This window comes from Aquimarina sp. 2-A2, assembly GCF_045505135.1.
GTDB lineage: Bacteria > Bacteroidota > Bacteroidia > Flavobacteriales > Flavobacteriaceae > Aquimarina > Aquimarina intermedia.
Genome location: NZ_JBJKFI010000001.1, coordinates 819403 through 836807, shown reverse-complemented (window position 1 = coordinate 836807; position 17405 = coordinate 819403). Strand labels below are relative to the sequence as shown.

The window sequence follows — 17405 nt, the reverse complement described above, 5'->3', positions numbered from 1 at the left end:
CAAATTTTAGGAAGAATTCAATAACTATTTATACGTTGAAGTAAACCAATAAATGAATCAGGATTCCAATAACATAACAGTTCCTAACCCACCATCAGCACAGACACTGACCACCGCCTTCTTGCCGGGCCCCATTTGCGCCAGTTCCTTTATAGCCTGGTTAATAATTCTTGCGCCAGTTGCACCGAAAGGGTGACCAATGGCAATACTTCCACCATTAGGATTAAGGTTTTCCCAAGGAAATGAACCAAAGTCAAATGAAATACCCACCTTTTTCAAGTGATTTTTATCTTCAAGCAATTTAATGTTTGCCGCTACTTGTGCCCCAAATGCTTCGTGTATTTCCCATAGGTCAATTTCATCATAACGAAATTTATGTCTTTCCAACAATCTAGGTATGGCAAAAGTAGTGGCCATCAACAGTCCTTCGTCTTCAATATTTACGGCGGCAATTTCCCAGTCTATTAATTGAGTAGCATAGGATTCATCGGGAAATTTCTCTTTTGCCTTTGAACCACATACCCATAAACCTGCGGCACCATCGGTCAACAAAGAAGAATTGCCCGCTGTCAGTGAACCGCTACCCGACTCTTTATCGAAAACAGGATTGAGCTTGGCTAACTGTTCCAAACTGGTATTTTCTCTTGGAATTTTATCCCTTTCAACGCCATCCAACGGTAAAATCAGATCATCAAAAAATCCATTATTTTTTCCCTTTATATAATTTTGATGGCTGTTAAGGGCAATCTCGTCTTGCCGCTTTCTCTCTATTTGAAGGCGTTTTGTGGTAATTTCGGAATGTTCGCCCATACTCAGGCCAGTAGTTCTGTTAGTAACACTCGGGATAAACAACCGTACATCCCCAAAATTCAAATCTTTCAATTTTGAAAATTTATCCGCAAGTGTCTTGCTTTGGAACAACCGCCGTAACCAGTCGGAAAAATTCTGGTTCAATCCAAGTTGAACCCGACTCATACTTTCGACGCCGCCCACTAGGGCAACCTCTTCTTCGCTTATCAATCCAACAGCCTCAATGGCTGCCATCATACTGGTGCTACAGGCCATAATTGTGGTCAACGCAGGAATACTCTGATCTAATTCTGCATCCATAAGTATCTCACGCGCAAGATTACTATAACCTAGATTTGGCGCTACTGAACCCCAAATAAAAAGATTGGGGGATAAAGAGTCTCTTTTTATCATTTCCTGGACAACGGGAATGGATAATTGAAGGGCATCTTTATCTTTAAAATCTTTATCAACCTTTGCAAAAGGTGTTCTTAACCCTGCAATTAACCATATAGCTTCCTTTTCTATTTTCATACAACCTGTATTTTAATTTCAATATAATATAGTTTAACCATATTGTTAGCGAAATTGAAAATGTTTTTTAAAAGTTTTAAAAGCCAGTTCATCTAAATCTTTACTTAAGCCTGTTTTATATCTTTTTGCATTTTAGAATTCGACATTACTTTGCACAACCTGTGCATCGATTAATTTGTATCTTTGTTAGAATTTATGAAGATATTCATTTCCATATCAATGTCGCTATTATTCTTTTTTCAGGGAATTAGTATTGATATGGACTTTTGTGGACCCATTAAAGAAATTTCAAACATCGTAACGCATTACCAGGACCATAAAGTTTATGGTGACTCTTTCCTCGATTATGTAGTTGAGGATTACTTTGGTAAGGAAGCAAAAGATGAAAGGCACCACAATGACTCTGATAAGGAGAATGCACCTGTACATAGCCATCATCAATGTTGTCATCCCTTAGTTTTGTTTGCTGCAAATAAAAATACCGATACAGCAAATCGGTTAAAGTTTGAAGATAAAAAGCAATTTAGCTTATATAAGGTAAACTTCACTTCCAGATATCTGGAATCCCTATTCCAACCCCCTAAAGTATAATTCAGTTTTTTTAAGGATAGCTATATCCTATCGTGATGCTTTTCAAAATAAGTATCACATCATAAACGTATTGCATCTATTTGCATTGCGAGGTTTAAACTGAATTAATACTTTTTCTATGATTAACAAAATCATTTCATTTTCCATTAATAACAAGTTTATTATTGGCCTATTTATAGTAGCGCTTGTGGGTACGGGCATTTGGTCTATGGCTACTATAAACCTGGGTTCTGTACCCGATATTACCAACAACCAAGTACAGGTTATTACCGTTGCCCCAAATTTAGGTACTGAAGATATTGAGCAATTTGTTACCTATCCAGTAGAATTGGCAATGGCCAACCTTCCTGACGTTATCGAGCTACGTTCCGTATCCCGATTTGGGCTGTCTGTGGTTACCATTGTCTTTGAGGATGAAGCGGGTACCTACCTGCCCCGGCAATTGGTGCAAGAAAAATTAACCGAAGTTTCAGGGGAAATCCCCGAAGGCTTCGGCGAGCCATTTATGGCACCCATAACTACAGGTTTGGGCGAAATATTCCAATATACCTTAAAAGTAAAGGAAGGCTACAAAGAAAAATACGATGCTATGGAGCTTCGTACCATTCAGGATTGGATTGTAAAGCGCCAAATGGCATTAGTTCCTGGAGTAGTTGAAGTGAATGCTTTTGGAGGCTACGTAAAGCAGTACGAAGTGGCCATAAACCCTGACAAACTAAAAAGTTTTGGCATTACAATGAATCAGGTTTTTGAAGCCCTTGAAATGAACAATGCCAATACGGGAGGCGCTTATATTGAAAAAAACCACCAAGCCAATTTTATCCGTGGCGAGGGTTTAGCGCGTAGCCTTGAAGACTTGGAAAACACCGTTGTAACCACTCAAAACGGAAGCCCAGTTTTGGTAAGGGACGTTGCCGAAAAAGTAGGCTTTGGCAATCAAGTGCGCTATGGTGCGTTTACCCAAGATGGACACGAAACTGTTGGTGGCCAAATTTTAATGCTTAAAGGCGAAAGCCCTGGCACTGTCATAGAAAATGTACAAGAGCGCATCAACGAAATTCAAAAATCGCTTCCAGAAGGTGTTTACATAGAACCGTTTTTAAGCCGAAGTGAACTCATTGGAAGAACCACAAGTACCGTAGAAACAAATCTTATTGAAGGTTCGCTTATCGTGATTTTTGTACTGGTATTACTATTGGGAAGTTTCCGTGGCGGATTGATAACAGCCTCAGTAATTCCGCTATCATTACTCTTTGCATTTATCCTGATGAAGCAATTTGGTGTATGGGCCAATTTAATGTCCTTGGGAGCAATCGATTTTGGAATCATTGTGGATGGTGCAGTTATTATTGTAGAAGGGATGGTATTCCACATCCATCAACGGATGAAAAAATCAAAAGCAACGATAGGTCAGGCCGAAATGGACGAAATCGCCTACGACTCGGCAAGTACAATGATGAATTCGGCATTTTTCGGACAGCTAATTATCCTTATTGTATTTACACCGATTCTCTTTTTGACAGGTGTTGAAGGAAAAATGTTCCGTCCAATGGCATTTACTTTTGGATTTGCAGTTTTGGGTGCGATTATCCTTTGTCTTACCTACGTGCCAATGATTTCGTCAATGTTCCTAAAACCTGCCAAAAATCAGAACAGTTGGTTCGCCAAATTTGAAAACAAGATTGACAGATTCAGTGATAAAATAATGTCCGGTTTAAACAGGGCGTATGTACCCTTGCTCAATTTTGCACTTCGATTTAGAGCAGGTGTTGTTTTAGGTGCAGTCGCCTTATTATTGATTGCGGGATATATTTTCAGCAATATGGGTGGCGAATTCATACCCAAATTTGATGAGGGCGATATTGCATTTCAGGCCTTGATAAAACCAGGTAGTAGTCTTACAGAATCTATAGAGGCATCAAAAAAACTTCAGAATTTAATCAATGAATTTCCTGAAGTGAAAACAGTGGTCTCAAGAATTGGTGTTGCCGAAATACCAACCGACCCAATGCCAATGGACATTGCCGATAGCTATATCATTCTTGAAAAGGATAAGAGCAAGTGGACTTCCGCAGAGAGCAAAGAAGAACTCATAGAAAAAATACAGGAAAAAATTTCTGTAGTACCAGGTGTGAATTTTGTATTTACGCAACCTGTAGAGCTTCGTTTTAATGAATTGCTTACTGGTGTTCGGGAGGACGTGGCCATCAAATTGTACGGAGAAGATTTGGACGTGTTGGCAGACAAGGTTCAGGAAATCGCAGCGGTTATCAGAAGTGTTCCCGGAGCGGCCGACCTCAATGTGGAAGCTACGAGCGGTTTACCACAGATGACGGTAGAATACAATCGCGCAAAAATGGCACAATACGGAGTAACCGTCGATAAACTAAATGATTATGTAAGTGCTGCCTTTGCAGGAGAAGCGGCAGGTGTGATTTTTGAGGGTGAAAAACGCTTTGATGTGGTTATTCGTTTGGCAAAGGAGTTTAGACAAGACATCAACAATCTTAAAAATCTGTATATCGATTTACCCAGTGGTGCACAAGTACCGTTGAAAGAGGTTGCAAATATTAGTTACAAACCAGGGCCGATGCAAATTTCAAGGGACAACACCTCGCGTCGTATTTCGGTAGGGGTCAATGTTCGTGGACGTGATGTAAAATCGATGGTCGAGGAAATTCAGCAAAAATTGGAAACAGATGTGAAACTGCCACCTGGTTATTTTGTAACCTACGGAGGCTCGTTCGAGAACTTACAGCGTGCATCAGACCGATTAATGATTGTAGTGCCTATCGCACTTTTCCTAATATTCATATTGCTCTACTTTGCGTTGAGCTCGTTCTCGCAATCGCTTATGATTTATATGGCAGTCCCTCTGGCAGCCATTGGCGGTGTGTTTGCCCTTTGGATAAGGGGAATGCCCTTTAGTATTTCGGCAGGAGTCGGTTTTATTGTACTGTTTGGGGTAGCGGTATTAAATGGATTGGTACTGATAAACAAATTCAATGAACTAAAAGAAAGTGGAATGACAGACTTAAAAAAACGAATATACGAGGCAACGCACGAGCGCCTACGCCCTATTTTATTAACTGCAACGGCGGCCATTATGGGCTTTATCCCAATGGCGATTTCTACCTCGGGCGGTGCAGAAGTACAGCGACCATTGGCAACGGTGGTTATCGGCGGATTGCTCACAGCAACATTTTTAACACTTGTGGTCCTTCCAGTATTATATTATTGGTTGGAAGCTCGTAAGCAACGAAAGGATAATGGAAATGACCCAAGTTATATTAACAAGAGCACTACTGTTTTGGTTGTATTATTGAGCTTAGGGGGGTTTTTAACCTCGAATTCAGTAAATGCACAAGACCGTGGTATCGCACAGACTATTACTTTAGAGGAAGCTATTTCTTTGGCAAAAGAAAACTATCCTTCCCTTAAGGAAAGTCAGTCTTTTATAGACCGTGAGCGGGCGATGAAAGGAACAAGTTTCGACCTTGGTAGCACACAATTTTTTACGGGCAAAGAAGAATTCGGTAATGACCTGCCCGGTGTGCAAACTACCATTGGGGTGCAGCAGGGAAATATCGATTTGTTATCTGGTTTCTCAAAATCAAAGTTCTATAAGCAACGTGTTCAATTGGGCGAGAAGTTTTATGCCCTTAGCGAGCAACAATTGGTGCGTAATGTGATGCAGGCCTATGACCAGATAAATTATAACAAAGCCCAGTTACGCTTCGCGGAACAATTGGACAGTGTGTATAACAACTTCAAGACAGCTGCAGAACTGCGTTTTGATACAGGTGAAACGGGAAAGCTGGAATTTATCGCGGCTTCTTCTGAATATCAACAGATACAGGTCTTGAGACAACAGGCCTATGACGATATCGAGATTGCCAAAAGGGCGTTGAAACAGTATTTGGGGATTGACCAAGAAATTGAAACCGTTGGAGGTACTTACGAACCGTTGAATTATATGAGCGTTATAGATTCAACATCCATAGATAACAATCCATTGTTGCAATATTCTATGCAAAATGCCGAGGTGAGCAAAGCCAACGTTGGCGTCGAAAAATCCCAGTTTTTGCCAAAGTTCAACCTTACCTATGGAAGACAAATCGTTGACGATGTTTCAGGGTTCAACACCTATCAAGCAGGTATAAGTATCCCGTTGTGGTTCTTCCCTCAAAAAGCAAGGGTCAAGGCTGCTAAGGCAGATGCAATGGTAGCCGAGAACCAATATTTGGAACAAAAGGCAATAACCGAAAGCAGGGTATCACAATTGTTAAAATCATTGGAAAAAACCCAAAAAACGCTGAATTATTACCAAGAAGGTGCATTGGTTTTGGCCGAAGAGCAAATTACAACAGCAGAACTTGCTTCCAAAGAAGGCGAAATAGACTATGTAAACTATATCACGATTTTAAACAGTGCCATTCGCATAAAGCAGAACCACTTACAATTTATTAACCAGTATAATCAACAAGCCATTGAGTTACAGTATCAATTGGGCAATCTATAAACCTAAAAAAGGAGAATATAATGAAAAATATAGCAATAATTACAACAGTACTATTAACCTTCTTATTGGTAGGCTGTAACGATAAGCCCGATTCTGAATTGGGTCAAAATGAAACTGAAGGCGTGTCAAAAACCGAAGCTATGCACGGCGAAGAGGGTCACGACGAAGAAGAAGGTGGCCACGAGGAAGAAGGAGAGGAAGGCGTGGTAGAACTTACCACACAACAAATAGAGACCATTGGCTTAGAGACCAAGACCTTGGAAAAAAGAAACCTCGGTAACAATATTAAAGTTACAGGTAACCTGGAGCTATTTCCTCAAGATATGGCCAACATTAGTCCTTTTGTAGGCGGTAATGTACGTTCCATCAAAGTAATAGAAGGAGATAAAGTACGAAAGGGTGAGGTTTTGGCCTATTTGGAACATCCCGATATTATCGGTATGCAACAGGAGTACCAGGAAAAGAACGATGAACTGGTTTTCCTTAAACAGGATTTTGAGCGAAAACAGACCCTTTATGATAAAGGAGTTTCCTCTGGAAAAGAATTTCAAATGGCGCAATCCAAATTTCGTTCTACAACATCGAGTGTAAATGGATTAAGGTCTAAACTACGCCTGTTGGGAATCAATACGACTAAGGTTGAACAAGGTGAAATATTTTCAGCCGTACCTATTACTACGCCAATTTCTGGCTATGTCGATGACATAATGGTAACCTTAGGAGACTATGTGGCCACACAGACCAAAATGTTTACAGTAAGTGACAATTCAAAAATTCACTTGGACCTTAAGGTATATGAAAAAGACATACCAAAAGTAAAGGTGGGTCAAAAAATACAATTTACGGTAGCGTCAAGACCAGATGAGCTATTAAGTGCCGAAGTACATTCCATTGGAAAAACATTTGAGGAAGACCCAAAAGCCCTGCACGTTCACGCAGATATAGACAATAAAAACGGCGACCTCTTACCAGGTATGTATGTAGAAGGAAGAATTATACAGGGTAAAAAGTCAGGGTTTGCTGTTACTGAGGAAGCAATCATCAAGGAAGGAGAACAGTCCTACGTGTTTATCGTGGATGAAGACGAAGCACCAGAAGAAAATAAAATGAAATTTAAGAGAGTACCTGTAAGCATTGGCGTGCACGATTTAGGATTTGTAGAAATAAACCTTCCCGCCGACGTTTCAACGGATGCCAAAGTGGTTATAAAGGGAGCTTATATGCTTTCCTCGGAAATGATTAAAGGTGAATTGGATCACGACCACTAGTCCTATAATTAGCAAAGGTTTTGATTCCGAGTTTGTTTATCGACTTAATTTAGTTAGTTAAAAATTAAAGAACGGGCTCGGTTCAAAATCGATTAAAAATCTAAATAGCATCAATATGAAAGAAATAAAAGCATTTGTAAAACCAAACCGCATACAAAGGGTCATCGAAGCCCTAAGCGACAATGGTTTTAAAAGTATGACCCTTTCACAAGCAGAGGGTACTGGCGCATTCAAAGCAAAAGGAGCAAGACCTTCCCTCGATTTTAATATAACCGATAGCCCAGTTGTTAAAGTGGAATTGGTATGTCAAAATGAAGAAGCGCAATCAGCAATCGACATCATCTTAGAAAATGGTAAAACGCCCGAACCTGGCGACGGAATTATTTATCTATCTGATATTGAGAATGCCTTCCAAATCAAAACAGGTGAATCCCTAAAACGGTACGACCTCTAAAACCCAGTGAAAGAAATGGAAAAAATAGTCCAACTTTTGGAAAGCAAAGGCATAAGACCTACAGCTATGAGGCTAATGACTTACAAGCGCTTGGCAGAATTAGAGGTGGCCATTAGCCTTGGCGATTTGGAAAAGGATTTCAAAATATCCGAAAGGAGCACCCTATTTAGAACAATGAAAACCTTTGAAGATAAGGGCATTGTCCACCAAATTGAAGATGGCACAGGAGTATTAAAGTACGCGCTATGCGAAGAGAATTGTGAATGTGAGGTTGGCAACGACCTGCACCTGCATTTTCATTGCAGCAACTGCGATGAAACCGTTTGCCTCACAGAACATAAAATACCACAAATCAATCTACCGGAGGGTTATATCACAGAAGATATCAATCTGGTTGTAAAAGGTGTGTGTGAGAAGTGCAGTAGGCAATCAGACTAGTTAATATCAAGAAATATAAACCATAAAAAATCCTATTATGTTAGCGATTTATAAAAAAGATAATATTCTATACGCATTGGCAGAAAATGGTATGGACAAAGATGATGCCACAATGTTATTAACGGCTGTTAGTGAGCATCTTGAAAAATACAAAAGTGCTGCTTGGTATATAGAAGTCAGTGAAGTCAAAAATACAAGGCATCAAACTGTAGAAAATGAAATGGAATTCAAAATTCCAAAACAAGACCATTTAAAAAAAGTGGCACTTGTAGGTAGTATAGAATGGCAGGAAGAATTTACCAAAAATCTTTTGCCATTCTCTGAGGCACATATTAAATATTTTCATTCGGAAGATAAAGAGCTTGCTAAAAGCTGGATTGAAAAATAACGATGGCGAAATAAAATATTGAATTTTTTAAAATGAAAAAGCGTGTAATTAGAAATTCAGAAGAAAAATGTAAGAATCCCAAGATTTAGATAGTCAAGGTTTAAAAAAAAATGGTTTACAGGAAAAAAATAGCGTTTATAATAATAATTGGCTTTCTCTTTGGACTGTTCATCATTCAGCCCTTGGGACTATCACTTTACTTATATGATGAAAAAGGAGATACTGGTAACTGGTACGTACTTTTTTTAGAAACCATTAAAAACACGATACGCTTTGGTGATATAGACCAAATATTCAAAAATATTTTGTTCGGGATTATGGGCAGCAGCCTTGCCCTTATGGTTTTTCTTAGAAATAAAATTTTCATTTTAACAAAGAAAAGAAATGACGGCAATGCAATTATAGCGCTTATCAAAGACGGCGAAAATCAGTTTGTAGAGTTCAAGTCCAGTTTGCGATGGGATTTACGTCAATCCAAAGTGAATAAACAGTTGGAATTTGTAATTGTCAAGACCATAGCGGGATTTATGAACACCAACGGTGGTAAATTGCTTATAGGAGTAGATGATAACGGCAACATCCTCGGTCTAAACCAGGATTTTGAAACTTTGAAAAAACCTGGTACAGATGGTTTTGAGCAATACCTGATGCAGTTGATATCTTTAAAATTGGGCACCCATTTATGTACGGCTGTAAATGTATCTTTTTACAGATATGGAGAAAATGACGTTTGCTACATAGAAATAGACCCGGCCAAAACACCGGTCTATCTAAGTCAAGACGGGAGGTCACGGTTTTATATTAGAACGGGCAATGGAACGCGCGAACTCGATTTGCCCGAAGCCATCTTGCACTTAGGAAAAGAGAAGGCGCTTTATAATTAAGAAAAGTAAGTGTAGGCCAATGGATATTTGCACATACAATGCAGTAATATTTTAAATAGATTAATATAAAGATATACAAATATGGTACAGATTATAAACTTGGAACAGGAACACCTAATTGCCGCTAAAATCAGCGGGAAACTTACGGAAAAGGATATGGAAAAGATGCATCCGCTCATCCACAACATCATAAAAAAGGGCCATAAAGTGGATTTCTATTTTGAAATGGAAGATTTTGAAGGTTATACCCTTAAAGGGTTTTGGAAAGACCTAAAAATTGATTCGGCCCACTTAGATGATTACGGCAAGATGGCCTTTGTGGGCAACAAAAAATGGCAGGAATGGGCCGCGAAGGCAACTGATTTTTTCATAAAGTCTGAAGTTAAATTTTTTGATATTAAAAATAAAGAGCAGGCAATGACCTGGGTCTCAACAAAAGGATGAAAAAGAAAAAACTACAGCTACGGGAGCTAAAAGGGAAACAGTCCACTGTAATTTCAGCGAGCGAAAAAAAGCTCAAAACCTATTTACCGGCAATTTTCAGCTTTGTGATGCTCATAGTTGGTATTGCCATTGACTATTTCGATGCCTTTCCTTTCTTTAAGGGATGGGTTAGGATTGTGTGGTACACGGTGGCCTACATCCCTGTTGGCTTTCCCGTCATCAAGGAGGGATGGGAAAGTATTAAAAATGGCGATTTTTTTACGGAATTTTTCCTGATGTCCATCGCAACCTTGGGAGCATTTGCCATAGGCGAATATCCAGAGGGCGTTGCCGTGATGTTGTTCTATGCCGTGGGCGAACTGTTCCAAAATGCTGCCGTAAACCGTGCCAAAGGAAACATCAGGGCGCTTCTGGATGCACGACCGGACGAGGCATTGGTCTATCGTAATGGGGACTTCGTTTCCGTCAATCCCGAAACGGTCAATATTGGCGAGAAGATACAGGTACGGGTGGGCGAAAAAATCCCGTTGGATGGCAAACTGTTATCAAACAAAGCATCGCTCAATACAGCTGCCATTACTGGCGAAAGCAAACCCGACACCATAACACAGAACGAAAAAGTCTTTGCGGGAAGCATCAATCTCGACGGTGTCATCGAAGTAGAAACCACCAAAAAATTCAAGGACAGTTCTATCGCCCGTATTCTGGAGATGGTACAGAATGCCACGGCCCGGAAATCAAAAACCGAATTATTTATTAGGAAGTTTGCACGGATTTATACGCCCATCGTGGTTTTCCTTGCTATCGGACTCACTTTGTTACCATACTTTTTTGTCGATGAATATGTGTTTAGGGATTGGCTATACCGAGCTTTAATTTTCTTGGTGATTTCCTGCCCTTGTGCCTTGGTCATTTCCATTCCACTGGGCTATTTCGGCGGTCTGGGTGCGGCATCGCGCAACGGAATCCTGTTCAAAGGTGCATCCTTTCTCGATGCAATGACCAAAGTGAATACCGTGGTGATGGACAAAACCGGAACCGTTACCAAAGGGGTCTTTAAGATTAAGGAAGTGATAAATACATCCGCTTTTGCGGAAGTGGAATTTATGAAATACCTGATGGCGATGGAAGAACAATCTACCCACCCCATTGCAAAGGCAATTCTGGAATACAAAGCGGACGGTACTGATTTTAAGGCATCCGAAGTTTCTGAAGTTGCCGGTAAGGGATTAAAGGGCACAGTCAACCATAAGCAGGTCTTGGTCGGCAACAAAGCATTGATGACTTCCAATAGTGTTGATGTTCCACCTGAAACCGATGTGATAGTCGAATCTATAGTGATGGTCGCCATCGATGGAAAATTCGCAGGCTATGTGACCATTGCCGATGAACTTAAGGAAGACGCGCATCACACCATTCAACAGATTCGGGAGGCCGGAATAGCTAAAATCATAATGCTCTCTGGAGACAAGGATTCCATAACCCAACAAGTTGCCAAGGAACTGAATATTGATTGGGCCAAAGGCGGCTTGCTACCCGAAGATAAGCTCAACGAGGTCGAAAAGCTCAAGGAACAACCTGAATCCACGGTAGCATTTATGGGCGACGGCATCAACGATGCACCCGTGCTCGCAGCCAGTGATGTGGGAATTGCAATGGGTGGTTTAGGCAGCGATGTGGCCATAGAGACCGCAGACGTCATCATCCAGACCGACCAGCCGAGCAGGATGGCCCGAGGAATCCAAATTGGACGCTCAACACGCCGTATCGTATGGCAAAATATTGGTCTTGCTTTTGGGGTAAAAGGGATTTTTCTCATTTTGGGTGCCATCGGTTTGGCTACGATGTGGGAGGCTGTGTTTGCCGATGTAGGTGTTTCGTTCGTTGCCATTCTCAATGCAATACGTTTGCAAAAAATGAATTGGAAATAGCAAATATGTTAACCTTTAACAAATTACAAGCCCAAAACTGGATTAAATCTTAATTAACGATAACAAAACCATTAATAATATGAAAGACAAGGAAAAACACAGCAAAGGCGATGGCCACAATCACGACCACGGTGGCATTTTCGGTAAAAACACGGAGCTCTATTTTGCAATTTTAAGTGGGGTCACACTAATTACAGGTTTCCTGTTGGAAAAATATACAGGGGTTTCAGCTAACATCCCTTTTGGGCTCTATATAGCAGCCTACTTATTTGGAGGTTATTTTACCCTAAAGGAGGCCATTACCAAAGTGTCCAAAGGCGAATTTGAAATCGATTTCCTGATGCTGGTCGCAGCTGCAGGAGCCGCCTATTTGGGCGAATGGGCAGAAGGTGCCTTGTTGCTCTTCCTTTTCAGTCTGGGTCACGCACTGGAAAACTACGCAATGGGCAAGGCAAAAAAGTCCATTGCAGCGTTAACAGACCTTGCGCCTAAAACCGCACTATTAAAGAAGGATGGCGATACTGTTGAAGTGGGTATTGAAGAGTTACAGATAGGTGATACTATCGTGGTACGCCCCAACAGTAAAATATCTGCCGATGGTGTTATTGTAAAGGGCAATAGTAGTATAGACCAGTCACCCATTACCGGGGAAAGCGTTCCGGTGGACAAAACACCAATAGAAAATCCCGATAAGGAATATACAGCAAAAAGCGATATCCCGGACGAGAACCGTGTTTTTTCTGGAACTATCAATGGCAACAACACCCTTGAAATAAAGGTAATCAAAGAGGCAAAAGATTCTACTCTCAACCGCTTGGTCACTATGGTTCAAGAGGCCCAGGACCAAAAATCGCCCACACAATTATTGACCGACAAGTTTGAGCGGTACTACGTGCCATCGGTAATCTTATTGGTCATACTATTGAATTTTGCTTTCCTGGTCATTGATGAAACGTGGAATGAAAGCCTGTACCGTTCCCTGGCGGTACTTGTGGCAGCCAGTCCTTGTGCCTTGGCTATATCTACGCCATCTGCTGTATTGAGTGGTGTAGCAAGAGCAGCACGAGGCGGGGTTTTGATAAAAGGCGGCCGCCCCTTGGAAGATTTAGGGGTACTTACCGCTCTCGCTTTTGACAAAACGGGAACACTTACCGAAGGAAAACCAAAGCTTACCGACGTCGAAAGTTTTGGCAACATAGATAAAAATGAACTGTTGGAAATTGCGATTGCTGTTGAGGAACTGAGCGACCATCCCCTGGCAAAGGCTGTTGTACGTGACGGAATGGAACGGCTTGGAAAGGACACCAAGATTCCAGATGCTGATGATTTGGAGGCCGTACAGGGCAAGGGCATAAAGGCAAACTATCAAGGGAATTCCATTTACATAGGCAACCTGGAGCTTTTCGAGGATATTGATAAAGGTGTTCCCAGCGATGTATCAGAAAAGGTAAGAGCGCTTGAAGGGGAAGGAAAGACCACGATGCTAATAAAAAGGGGCAATGAATTTATAGGGATGCTGGGGCTAATGGACACGCCACGGGAAAAAGCCAGGGAAACCCTTGCCCAACTAAAGGAAATAGGCATCAAGAAAATGATAATGCTTACCGGCGACAACCAGAAAGTAGCCGACGCTGTAGCCGAGGAAATCGGTTTGACCGAAGCTCGCGGAAGTCTGCTTCCCGAAGAAAAAGTGGAGGCCATCAAAAAACTTGCGGAACAGGAAAATAAACTGGCAATGATAGGTGATGGGGTCAATGATGCCCCTGCTATGGCAAACAGTACCGTTGGTATTGCAATGGGTGCGGCGGGAAGCGACGTGGCTTTAGAGACCGCAGATATAGCACTAATGGCAGACAAACTGGAAACCTTGCCTTTTGCCATCGGTTTGAGCAGAAAAGCGAAGGCGATAATCAAGCAAAACTTATGGGTTAGCTTGGGGGTTGTTGCCCTTTTAATTCCTGCGACCATAATGAGCTGGGCAAGTATCGGCATAGCCGTGGCGGTTCACGAAGGCTCTACCTTAATAGTGGTGGTCAATGCATTGCGCTTGCTCGCCTATAAAAAATAAATCCAATAAAGGAAATTGCTTTTGAATCAAGCTTAAAATGACCAAAACGGAAAAAATATTGTCAAGTCACGGTATTCGCCCTACTCAAATGAGGTCCAAGATATACAGGTATCTGAGAAGGAAGCAAAGTGCCGTGTCCTTTTCCGATTTAAAAAAGGTCTTTGCTGAAAAGAGCGAAACCAATAAGACGGCAAACAGAACGACCTTTTATCGCAACCTAAAGATTTTTGAGAATAAAGGACTTATTCATCAGATAAATGATGGAACCGGAGTGGCAAAATTTGCGATTTCTAATGAAAACGTTAAAGGTAAGTATGGTTCAGATTTACATCTGCACTTTCATTGTACCGAATGTAAGAAAACAATCTGTTTGCCAAATAAAATACCGGAAGAAAGTTTGCCAGATGATTATAAAATAAACAATGTCAACCTGGTATTAAAAGGGATATGTGTGAAATGTAAGAAAAAATAACAGGTGGGAGTTCCAGAACATTGAACCCTTGCGCCCAAGAGTCAAGTTCAAGGTTCTTCCACCTTATTTAACCAAAAAAATACAATTATGGAAAAATATGATATAACAATTATTGGTTCCGGTCCGGGTGGCTACGTGTGTGCCATACGTGCTGCACAACTGGGCTTTAAAGTGGCCATAATCGAAAGGTACAGTACCCTTGGCGGCACTTGCCTTAACGTGGGTTGCATCCCTTCAAAAGCCTGGCTGGAAGCATCGGAACATTACCACAAGCTCAAACACCAATTCGAGGATTTCGGCATTGATGTCAAGGAGGCGAATGTAGATATTGCAAAAATGAACCAAAGGGTTCAAGACGTCGTGGGGGAAATCATCAACGGGGTAGCCTACCTGATGAAAAAGAACAAGGTTACCGTTTATGAAGGCCACGGAAGCATCAAGGACAAAAACACCATTGAAATTAAGGGCGAGGACAAAACACAAACCATAGAAACCGATAAGATGGTCATCGCCACCGGTTCAAAACCTGCATCCTTGCCAAACATAGAAATAGATAAAAAAAGGATTATTTCCTCTACGGAAGCCCTTGCCCTTAAAGAAATCCCCAATCACTTGATGGTCGTTGGAGGTGGTGTCATTGGCGTCGAAATAGGTTCGGTCTTCGCCAGGTTGGGTTCAAAAGTATCCATAGTAGAGTATTTTGATGGGCTTATCTATACAATGGACAAATCCGTAGGGCATCAATTGTACAGGTCCCTAAGAAAACAAGATATCGAGTTCTATCTGGAACACAAGGTCACAAAAGCTGTGGCAGCAGATGATAAAGTAACCCTTACGGCACAGAACAGGAAAGACGACAAGGAAATGCAATTGGAAGGAGACTATTGCCTGATGGCTATTGGGAGAAAACCTTTTACATCAGGTCTTGGCCTTGAAAACCTGGGAGTGGAAACCAACGAAAAAGAACAAATAAAAGTTGATGATAACCTGGAAACCAATGTGAAAGGGGTCTATGCCATTGGAGATGTAGTCCGTGGGGCGATGCTCGCCCATAAGGCCAGTGAAGAAGGTGTTTTTGTGGCCGAACGCATTGCGGGACAAAAGCCGCACATCAATTATTCCCTCATACCAAACATTGTCTATACACAGCCCGAAGTAGCCGGCGTGGGACTTACCGAAGAGGAACTTAAAGAAGCAGGAAGGGCTATAAAAACGGGCTCGTTTCCCTTTAAGGCCAATGCACGGGCCAAGATAAGTATGGACACCGATGGCTTTATAAAAGTGATTGCAGACAAGGAAACCGATGAAATTTTGGGCGTTCATATGATAGGTCCGCGCATAGCCGATAGTTATACGGAAGCTGTGGTGGCGATGGAATTTAGGGCAGCGGCAGAAGATATTGCACGGATGTCCCACGGACACCCCACATTTTCAGAAACCTTTAAGGAAGCCTGCCTGGCCGCTACCGAAGACAGGGCGTTGCATATATAAAATTATAAAAAAACGAAGATGAGGAAAATTCAAAAGCTAACCCAAGAAATCAACGAATTGACGGTAAGGATTGAACACGAATATCCCGAACTCTATCGCTATTTAGATGAGAATCCCATAACTATTCCCGTAGATGATGAAGCAAAACCGACCATTAAATCGTTCGCTGATTATTTGGAGAGCTTAAAATCGATTTTGGAAAAATATATGGAATCCCATAATAAGTAAAGATTTAAAACACCAAACTTAGAATTTAATACAGATTATTTAAATGTACACTATAAACAAAAGCACTTTTAAGGTAAGTCAAATGGATTGCCCTTCGGAAGAACAGATGATACGGATGAAACTGGAGTCAAACCCTCAAATAAAATATCTGGACTTTGACATTCCAAATAGAAAGTTGGATGTGTACCATCAAGGGAATGCCCAAGAAATAAATGTGGCATTGGGGGCATTAAAGTTGGGAGAAAAACTCTTGGGAACAGAAAAGGCGGAAACACCTATTACCGAAGACGAGACAAAACAAAAGAAGATACTCTGGTGGGTCTTGTACATCAATTTTGGTTTTTTTGTTATCGAAATGACTACGGGTTGGATTTCTTCCTCAATGGGTCTTATTGCCGATTCGTTAGATATGTTGGCTGATTCCATTGTATATGCATTGAGCCTTTTTGCCGTAGGCGGCGCTATTTCCAGAAAAAAGAAAGTGGCGAAATTCAGTGGCTATTTTCAGATGGCGTTGGCCCTGCTGGGATTTTCGGAAGTCGTGAGAAGGTTTTTGAGTAGTAGCGAAACCCCTTTGTTCCAATGGATGATCATCGTTTCCATTTTCGCCCTTATCGGCAACCTCGTTTCCCTATGGTTGATAAACAAGGCCAAAAGCAAGGAAGCGCATATGCAGGCAAGTGCCATCTTTACCTCAAACGACATTATTGTGAACGGCGGGGTAATACTGGCAGGGGTGCTGGTTTATTTTTTAGACAGTAAATGGCCCGATTTGGTCATAGGCGGTGTTGTGTTCGCGTTTGTGATGCGCGGGGCTATTAGAATTTTAAAATTGTCCAAATAATTTAAATAAAACATTTGCAATGCATAAACTGATGAACATTCAACAGGTCGGAATTAAAA

Annotated in this window: 15 protein-coding genes; 14 read left to right on the top strand and 1 reads right to left on the bottom strand. The window is 41.3% G+C overall.

Translation table 11 applies throughout. From position 1 onward, the window contains the following. Positions 1 to 57 precede the first annotated feature (57 nt). Positions 58 to 1323, bottom strand: coding sequence for a thiolase family protein (locus ACJRPK_RS03725; RefSeq protein WP_407138493.1), 1266 nt, complete (start codon positions 1321 to 1323; stop codon positions 58 to 60). 195 nt (positions 1324 to 1518) lie between these two features. Here ACJRPK_RS03725 and ACJRPK_RS03720 point away from each other — a divergent pair, with 195 nt between their 5' ends. The 14 genes from ACJRPK_RS03720 to ACJRPK_RS03655 all read left to right on the top strand — a co-directional run bounded on the left by ACJRPK_RS03720 (position 1519) and on the right by ACJRPK_RS03655 (position 17346). Then, the gene (locus tag ACJRPK_RS03720; RefSeq protein WP_407138492.1) at positions 1519 to 1914 is read left to right on the top strand and encodes a hypothetical protein; all 396 of its coding nucleotides are present in this window, start codon (positions 1519 to 1521) and stop codon (positions 1912 to 1914) included. 118 nt (positions 1915 to 2032) lie between these two features. Continuing rightward, positions 2033 to 6436 carry a CusA/CzcA family heavy metal efflux RND transporter gene (locus ACJRPK_RS03715; RefSeq protein WP_407138491.1) on the top strand — a complete coding sequence of 1468 codons (4404 nt, stop codon included), beginning with the start codon at positions 2033 to 2035 and terminating at the stop codon, positions 6434 to 6436. 20 nt (positions 6437 to 6456) lie between these two features. Next, the gene (locus tag ACJRPK_RS03710) at positions 6457 to 7704 is read left to right on the top strand and encodes an efflux RND transporter periplasmic adaptor subunit (RefSeq protein ID WP_407138490.1); all 1248 of its coding nucleotides are present in this window, start codon (positions 6457 to 6459) and stop codon (positions 7702 to 7704) included. Between the two features lie 115 nt (positions 7705 to 7819). Continuing rightward, positions 7820 to 8158 carry a P-II family nitrogen regulator gene (locus ACJRPK_RS03705; RefSeq protein ID WP_407138489.1) on the top strand — a complete coding sequence of 113 codons (339 nt, stop codon included), beginning with the start codon at positions 7820 to 7822 and terminating at the stop codon, positions 8156 to 8158. A gap of 15 nt (positions 8159 to 8173) precedes the next feature. Continuing rightward, entirely contained in the window at positions 8174 to 8596 is a 423-nt protein-coding gene (locus ACJRPK_RS03700; RefSeq protein WP_034260660.1) for a Fur family transcriptional regulator, read from the top strand. 37 nt (positions 8597 to 8633) lie between these two features. Further along, a complete protein-coding gene (locus ACJRPK_RS03695; RefSeq protein WP_041495905.1) occupies positions 8634 to 8984 on the top strand; it encodes an STAS/SEC14 domain-containing protein in 351 nt (116 codons plus the stop codon). A gap of 110 nt (positions 8985 to 9094) precedes the next feature. Further along, positions 9095 to 9868 carry a helix-turn-helix domain-containing protein gene (locus ACJRPK_RS03690; protein ID WP_407138488.1) on the top strand — a complete coding sequence of 258 codons (774 nt, stop codon included), beginning with the start codon at positions 9095 to 9097 and terminating at the stop codon, positions 9866 to 9868. Between the two features lie 81 nt (positions 9869 to 9949). Next, positions 9950 to 10312, top strand: coding sequence for an STAS/SEC14 domain-containing protein (locus ACJRPK_RS03685; protein WP_407138487.1), 363 nt, complete (start codon positions 9950 to 9952; stop codon positions 10310 to 10312). Beyond that, positions 10309 to 12243 carry a heavy metal translocating P-type ATPase gene (locus tag ACJRPK_RS03680; protein WP_407138486.1) on the top strand — a complete coding sequence of 645 codons (1935 nt, stop codon included), beginning with the start codon at positions 10309 to 10311 and terminating at the stop codon, positions 12241 to 12243. Before ACJRPK_RS03685 ends, ACJRPK_RS03680 begins: the two co-directional genes overlap by 4 nt. Before the next feature lie 79 nt (positions 12244 to 12322). Next, positions 12323 to 14311: a heavy metal translocating P-type ATPase gene (locus ACJRPK_RS03675; protein ID WP_407138485.1), complete on the top strand. Its 1989-nt coding sequence runs from the start codon at positions 12323 to 12325 to the stop codon at positions 14309 to 14311. 37 nt (positions 14312 to 14348) lie between these two features. Further along, positions 14349 to 14783 carry a Fur family transcriptional regulator gene (locus tag ACJRPK_RS03670; protein WP_407138484.1) on the top strand — a complete coding sequence of 145 codons (435 nt, stop codon included), beginning with the start codon at positions 14349 to 14351 and terminating at the stop codon, positions 14781 to 14783. Between the two features lie 87 nt (positions 14784 to 14870). Then, positions 14871 to 16274, top strand: coding sequence for a dihydrolipoyl dehydrogenase (gene lpdA, locus ACJRPK_RS03665; RefSeq protein WP_407138483.1), 1404 nt, complete (start codon positions 14871 to 14873; stop codon positions 16272 to 16274). An 18-nt stretch (positions 16275 to 16292) separates the two neighbouring features. Then, positions 16293 to 16502: a hypothetical protein gene (locus ACJRPK_RS03660; protein ID WP_041495899.1), complete on the top strand. Its 210-nt coding sequence runs from the start codon at positions 16293 to 16295 to the stop codon at positions 16500 to 16502. A 43-nt stretch (positions 16503 to 16545) separates the two neighbouring features. Beyond that, positions 16546 to 17346, top strand: coding sequence for a cation transporter (locus tag ACJRPK_RS03655; protein WP_407138482.1), 801 nt, complete (start codon positions 16546 to 16548; stop codon positions 17344 to 17346). Positions 17347 to 17405 lie beyond the last annotated feature (59 nt).

What these genes read in the sequence shown, in the direction of transcription:
- ACJRPK_RS03725 (WP_407138493.1), bottom strand. Translation starts at nt 1,323, where the DNA reads ATGAAAATAGAAAAGGAAGCTATATGGTTAATTGCAGGGTTAAGAACA.
- ACJRPK_RS03720 (WP_407138492.1), top strand. Translation starts at nt 1,519, where the DNA reads ATGAAGATATTCATTTCCATATCAATGTCGCTATTATTCTTTTTTCAG.
- ACJRPK_RS03715 (WP_407138491.1), top strand. Translation starts at nt 2,033, where the DNA reads ATGATTAACAAAATCATTTCATTTTCCATTAATAACAAGTTTATTATT.
- ACJRPK_RS03710 (WP_407138490.1), top strand. Translation starts at nt 6,457, where the DNA reads ATGAAAAATATAGCAATAATTACAACAGTACTATTAACCTTCTTATTG.
- ACJRPK_RS03705 (WP_407138489.1), top strand. Translation starts at nt 7,820, where the DNA reads ATGAAAGAAATAAAAGCATTTGTAAAACCAAACCGCATACAAAGGGTC.
- ACJRPK_RS03700 (WP_034260660.1), top strand. Translation starts at nt 8,174, where the DNA reads ATGGAAAAAATAGTCCAACTTTTGGAAAGCAAAGGCATAAGACCTACA.
- ACJRPK_RS03695 (WP_041495905.1), top strand. Translation starts at nt 8,634, where the DNA reads ATGTTAGCGATTTATAAAAAAGATAATATTCTATACGCATTGGCAGAA.
- ACJRPK_RS03690 (WP_407138488.1), top strand. Translation starts at nt 9,095, where the DNA reads ATGGTTTACAGGAAAAAAATAGCGTTTATAATAATAATTGGCTTTCTC.
- ACJRPK_RS03685 (WP_407138487.1), top strand. Translation starts at nt 9,950, where the DNA reads ATGGTACAGATTATAAACTTGGAACAGGAACACCTAATTGCCGCTAAA.
- ACJRPK_RS03680 (WP_407138486.1), top strand. Translation starts at nt 10,309, where the DNA reads ATGAAAAAGAAAAAACTACAGCTACGGGAGCTAAAAGGGAAACAGTCC.
- ACJRPK_RS03675 (WP_407138485.1), top strand. Translation starts at nt 12,323, where the DNA reads ATGAAAGACAAGGAAAAACACAGCAAAGGCGATGGCCACAATCACGAC.
- ACJRPK_RS03670 (WP_407138484.1), top strand. Translation starts at nt 14,349, where the DNA reads ATGACCAAAACGGAAAAAATATTGTCAAGTCACGGTATTCGCCCTACT.
- lpdA (WP_407138483.1), top strand. Translation starts at nt 14,871, where the DNA reads ATGGAAAAATATGATATAACAATTATTGGTTCCGGTCCGGGTGGCTAC.
- ACJRPK_RS03660 (WP_041495899.1), top strand. Translation starts at nt 16,293, where the DNA reads ATGAGGAAAATTCAAAAGCTAACCCAAGAAATCAACGAATTGACGGTA.
- ACJRPK_RS03655 (WP_407138482.1), top strand. Translation starts at nt 16,546, where the DNA reads ATGTACACTATAAACAAAAGCACTTTTAAGGTAAGTCAAATGGATTGC.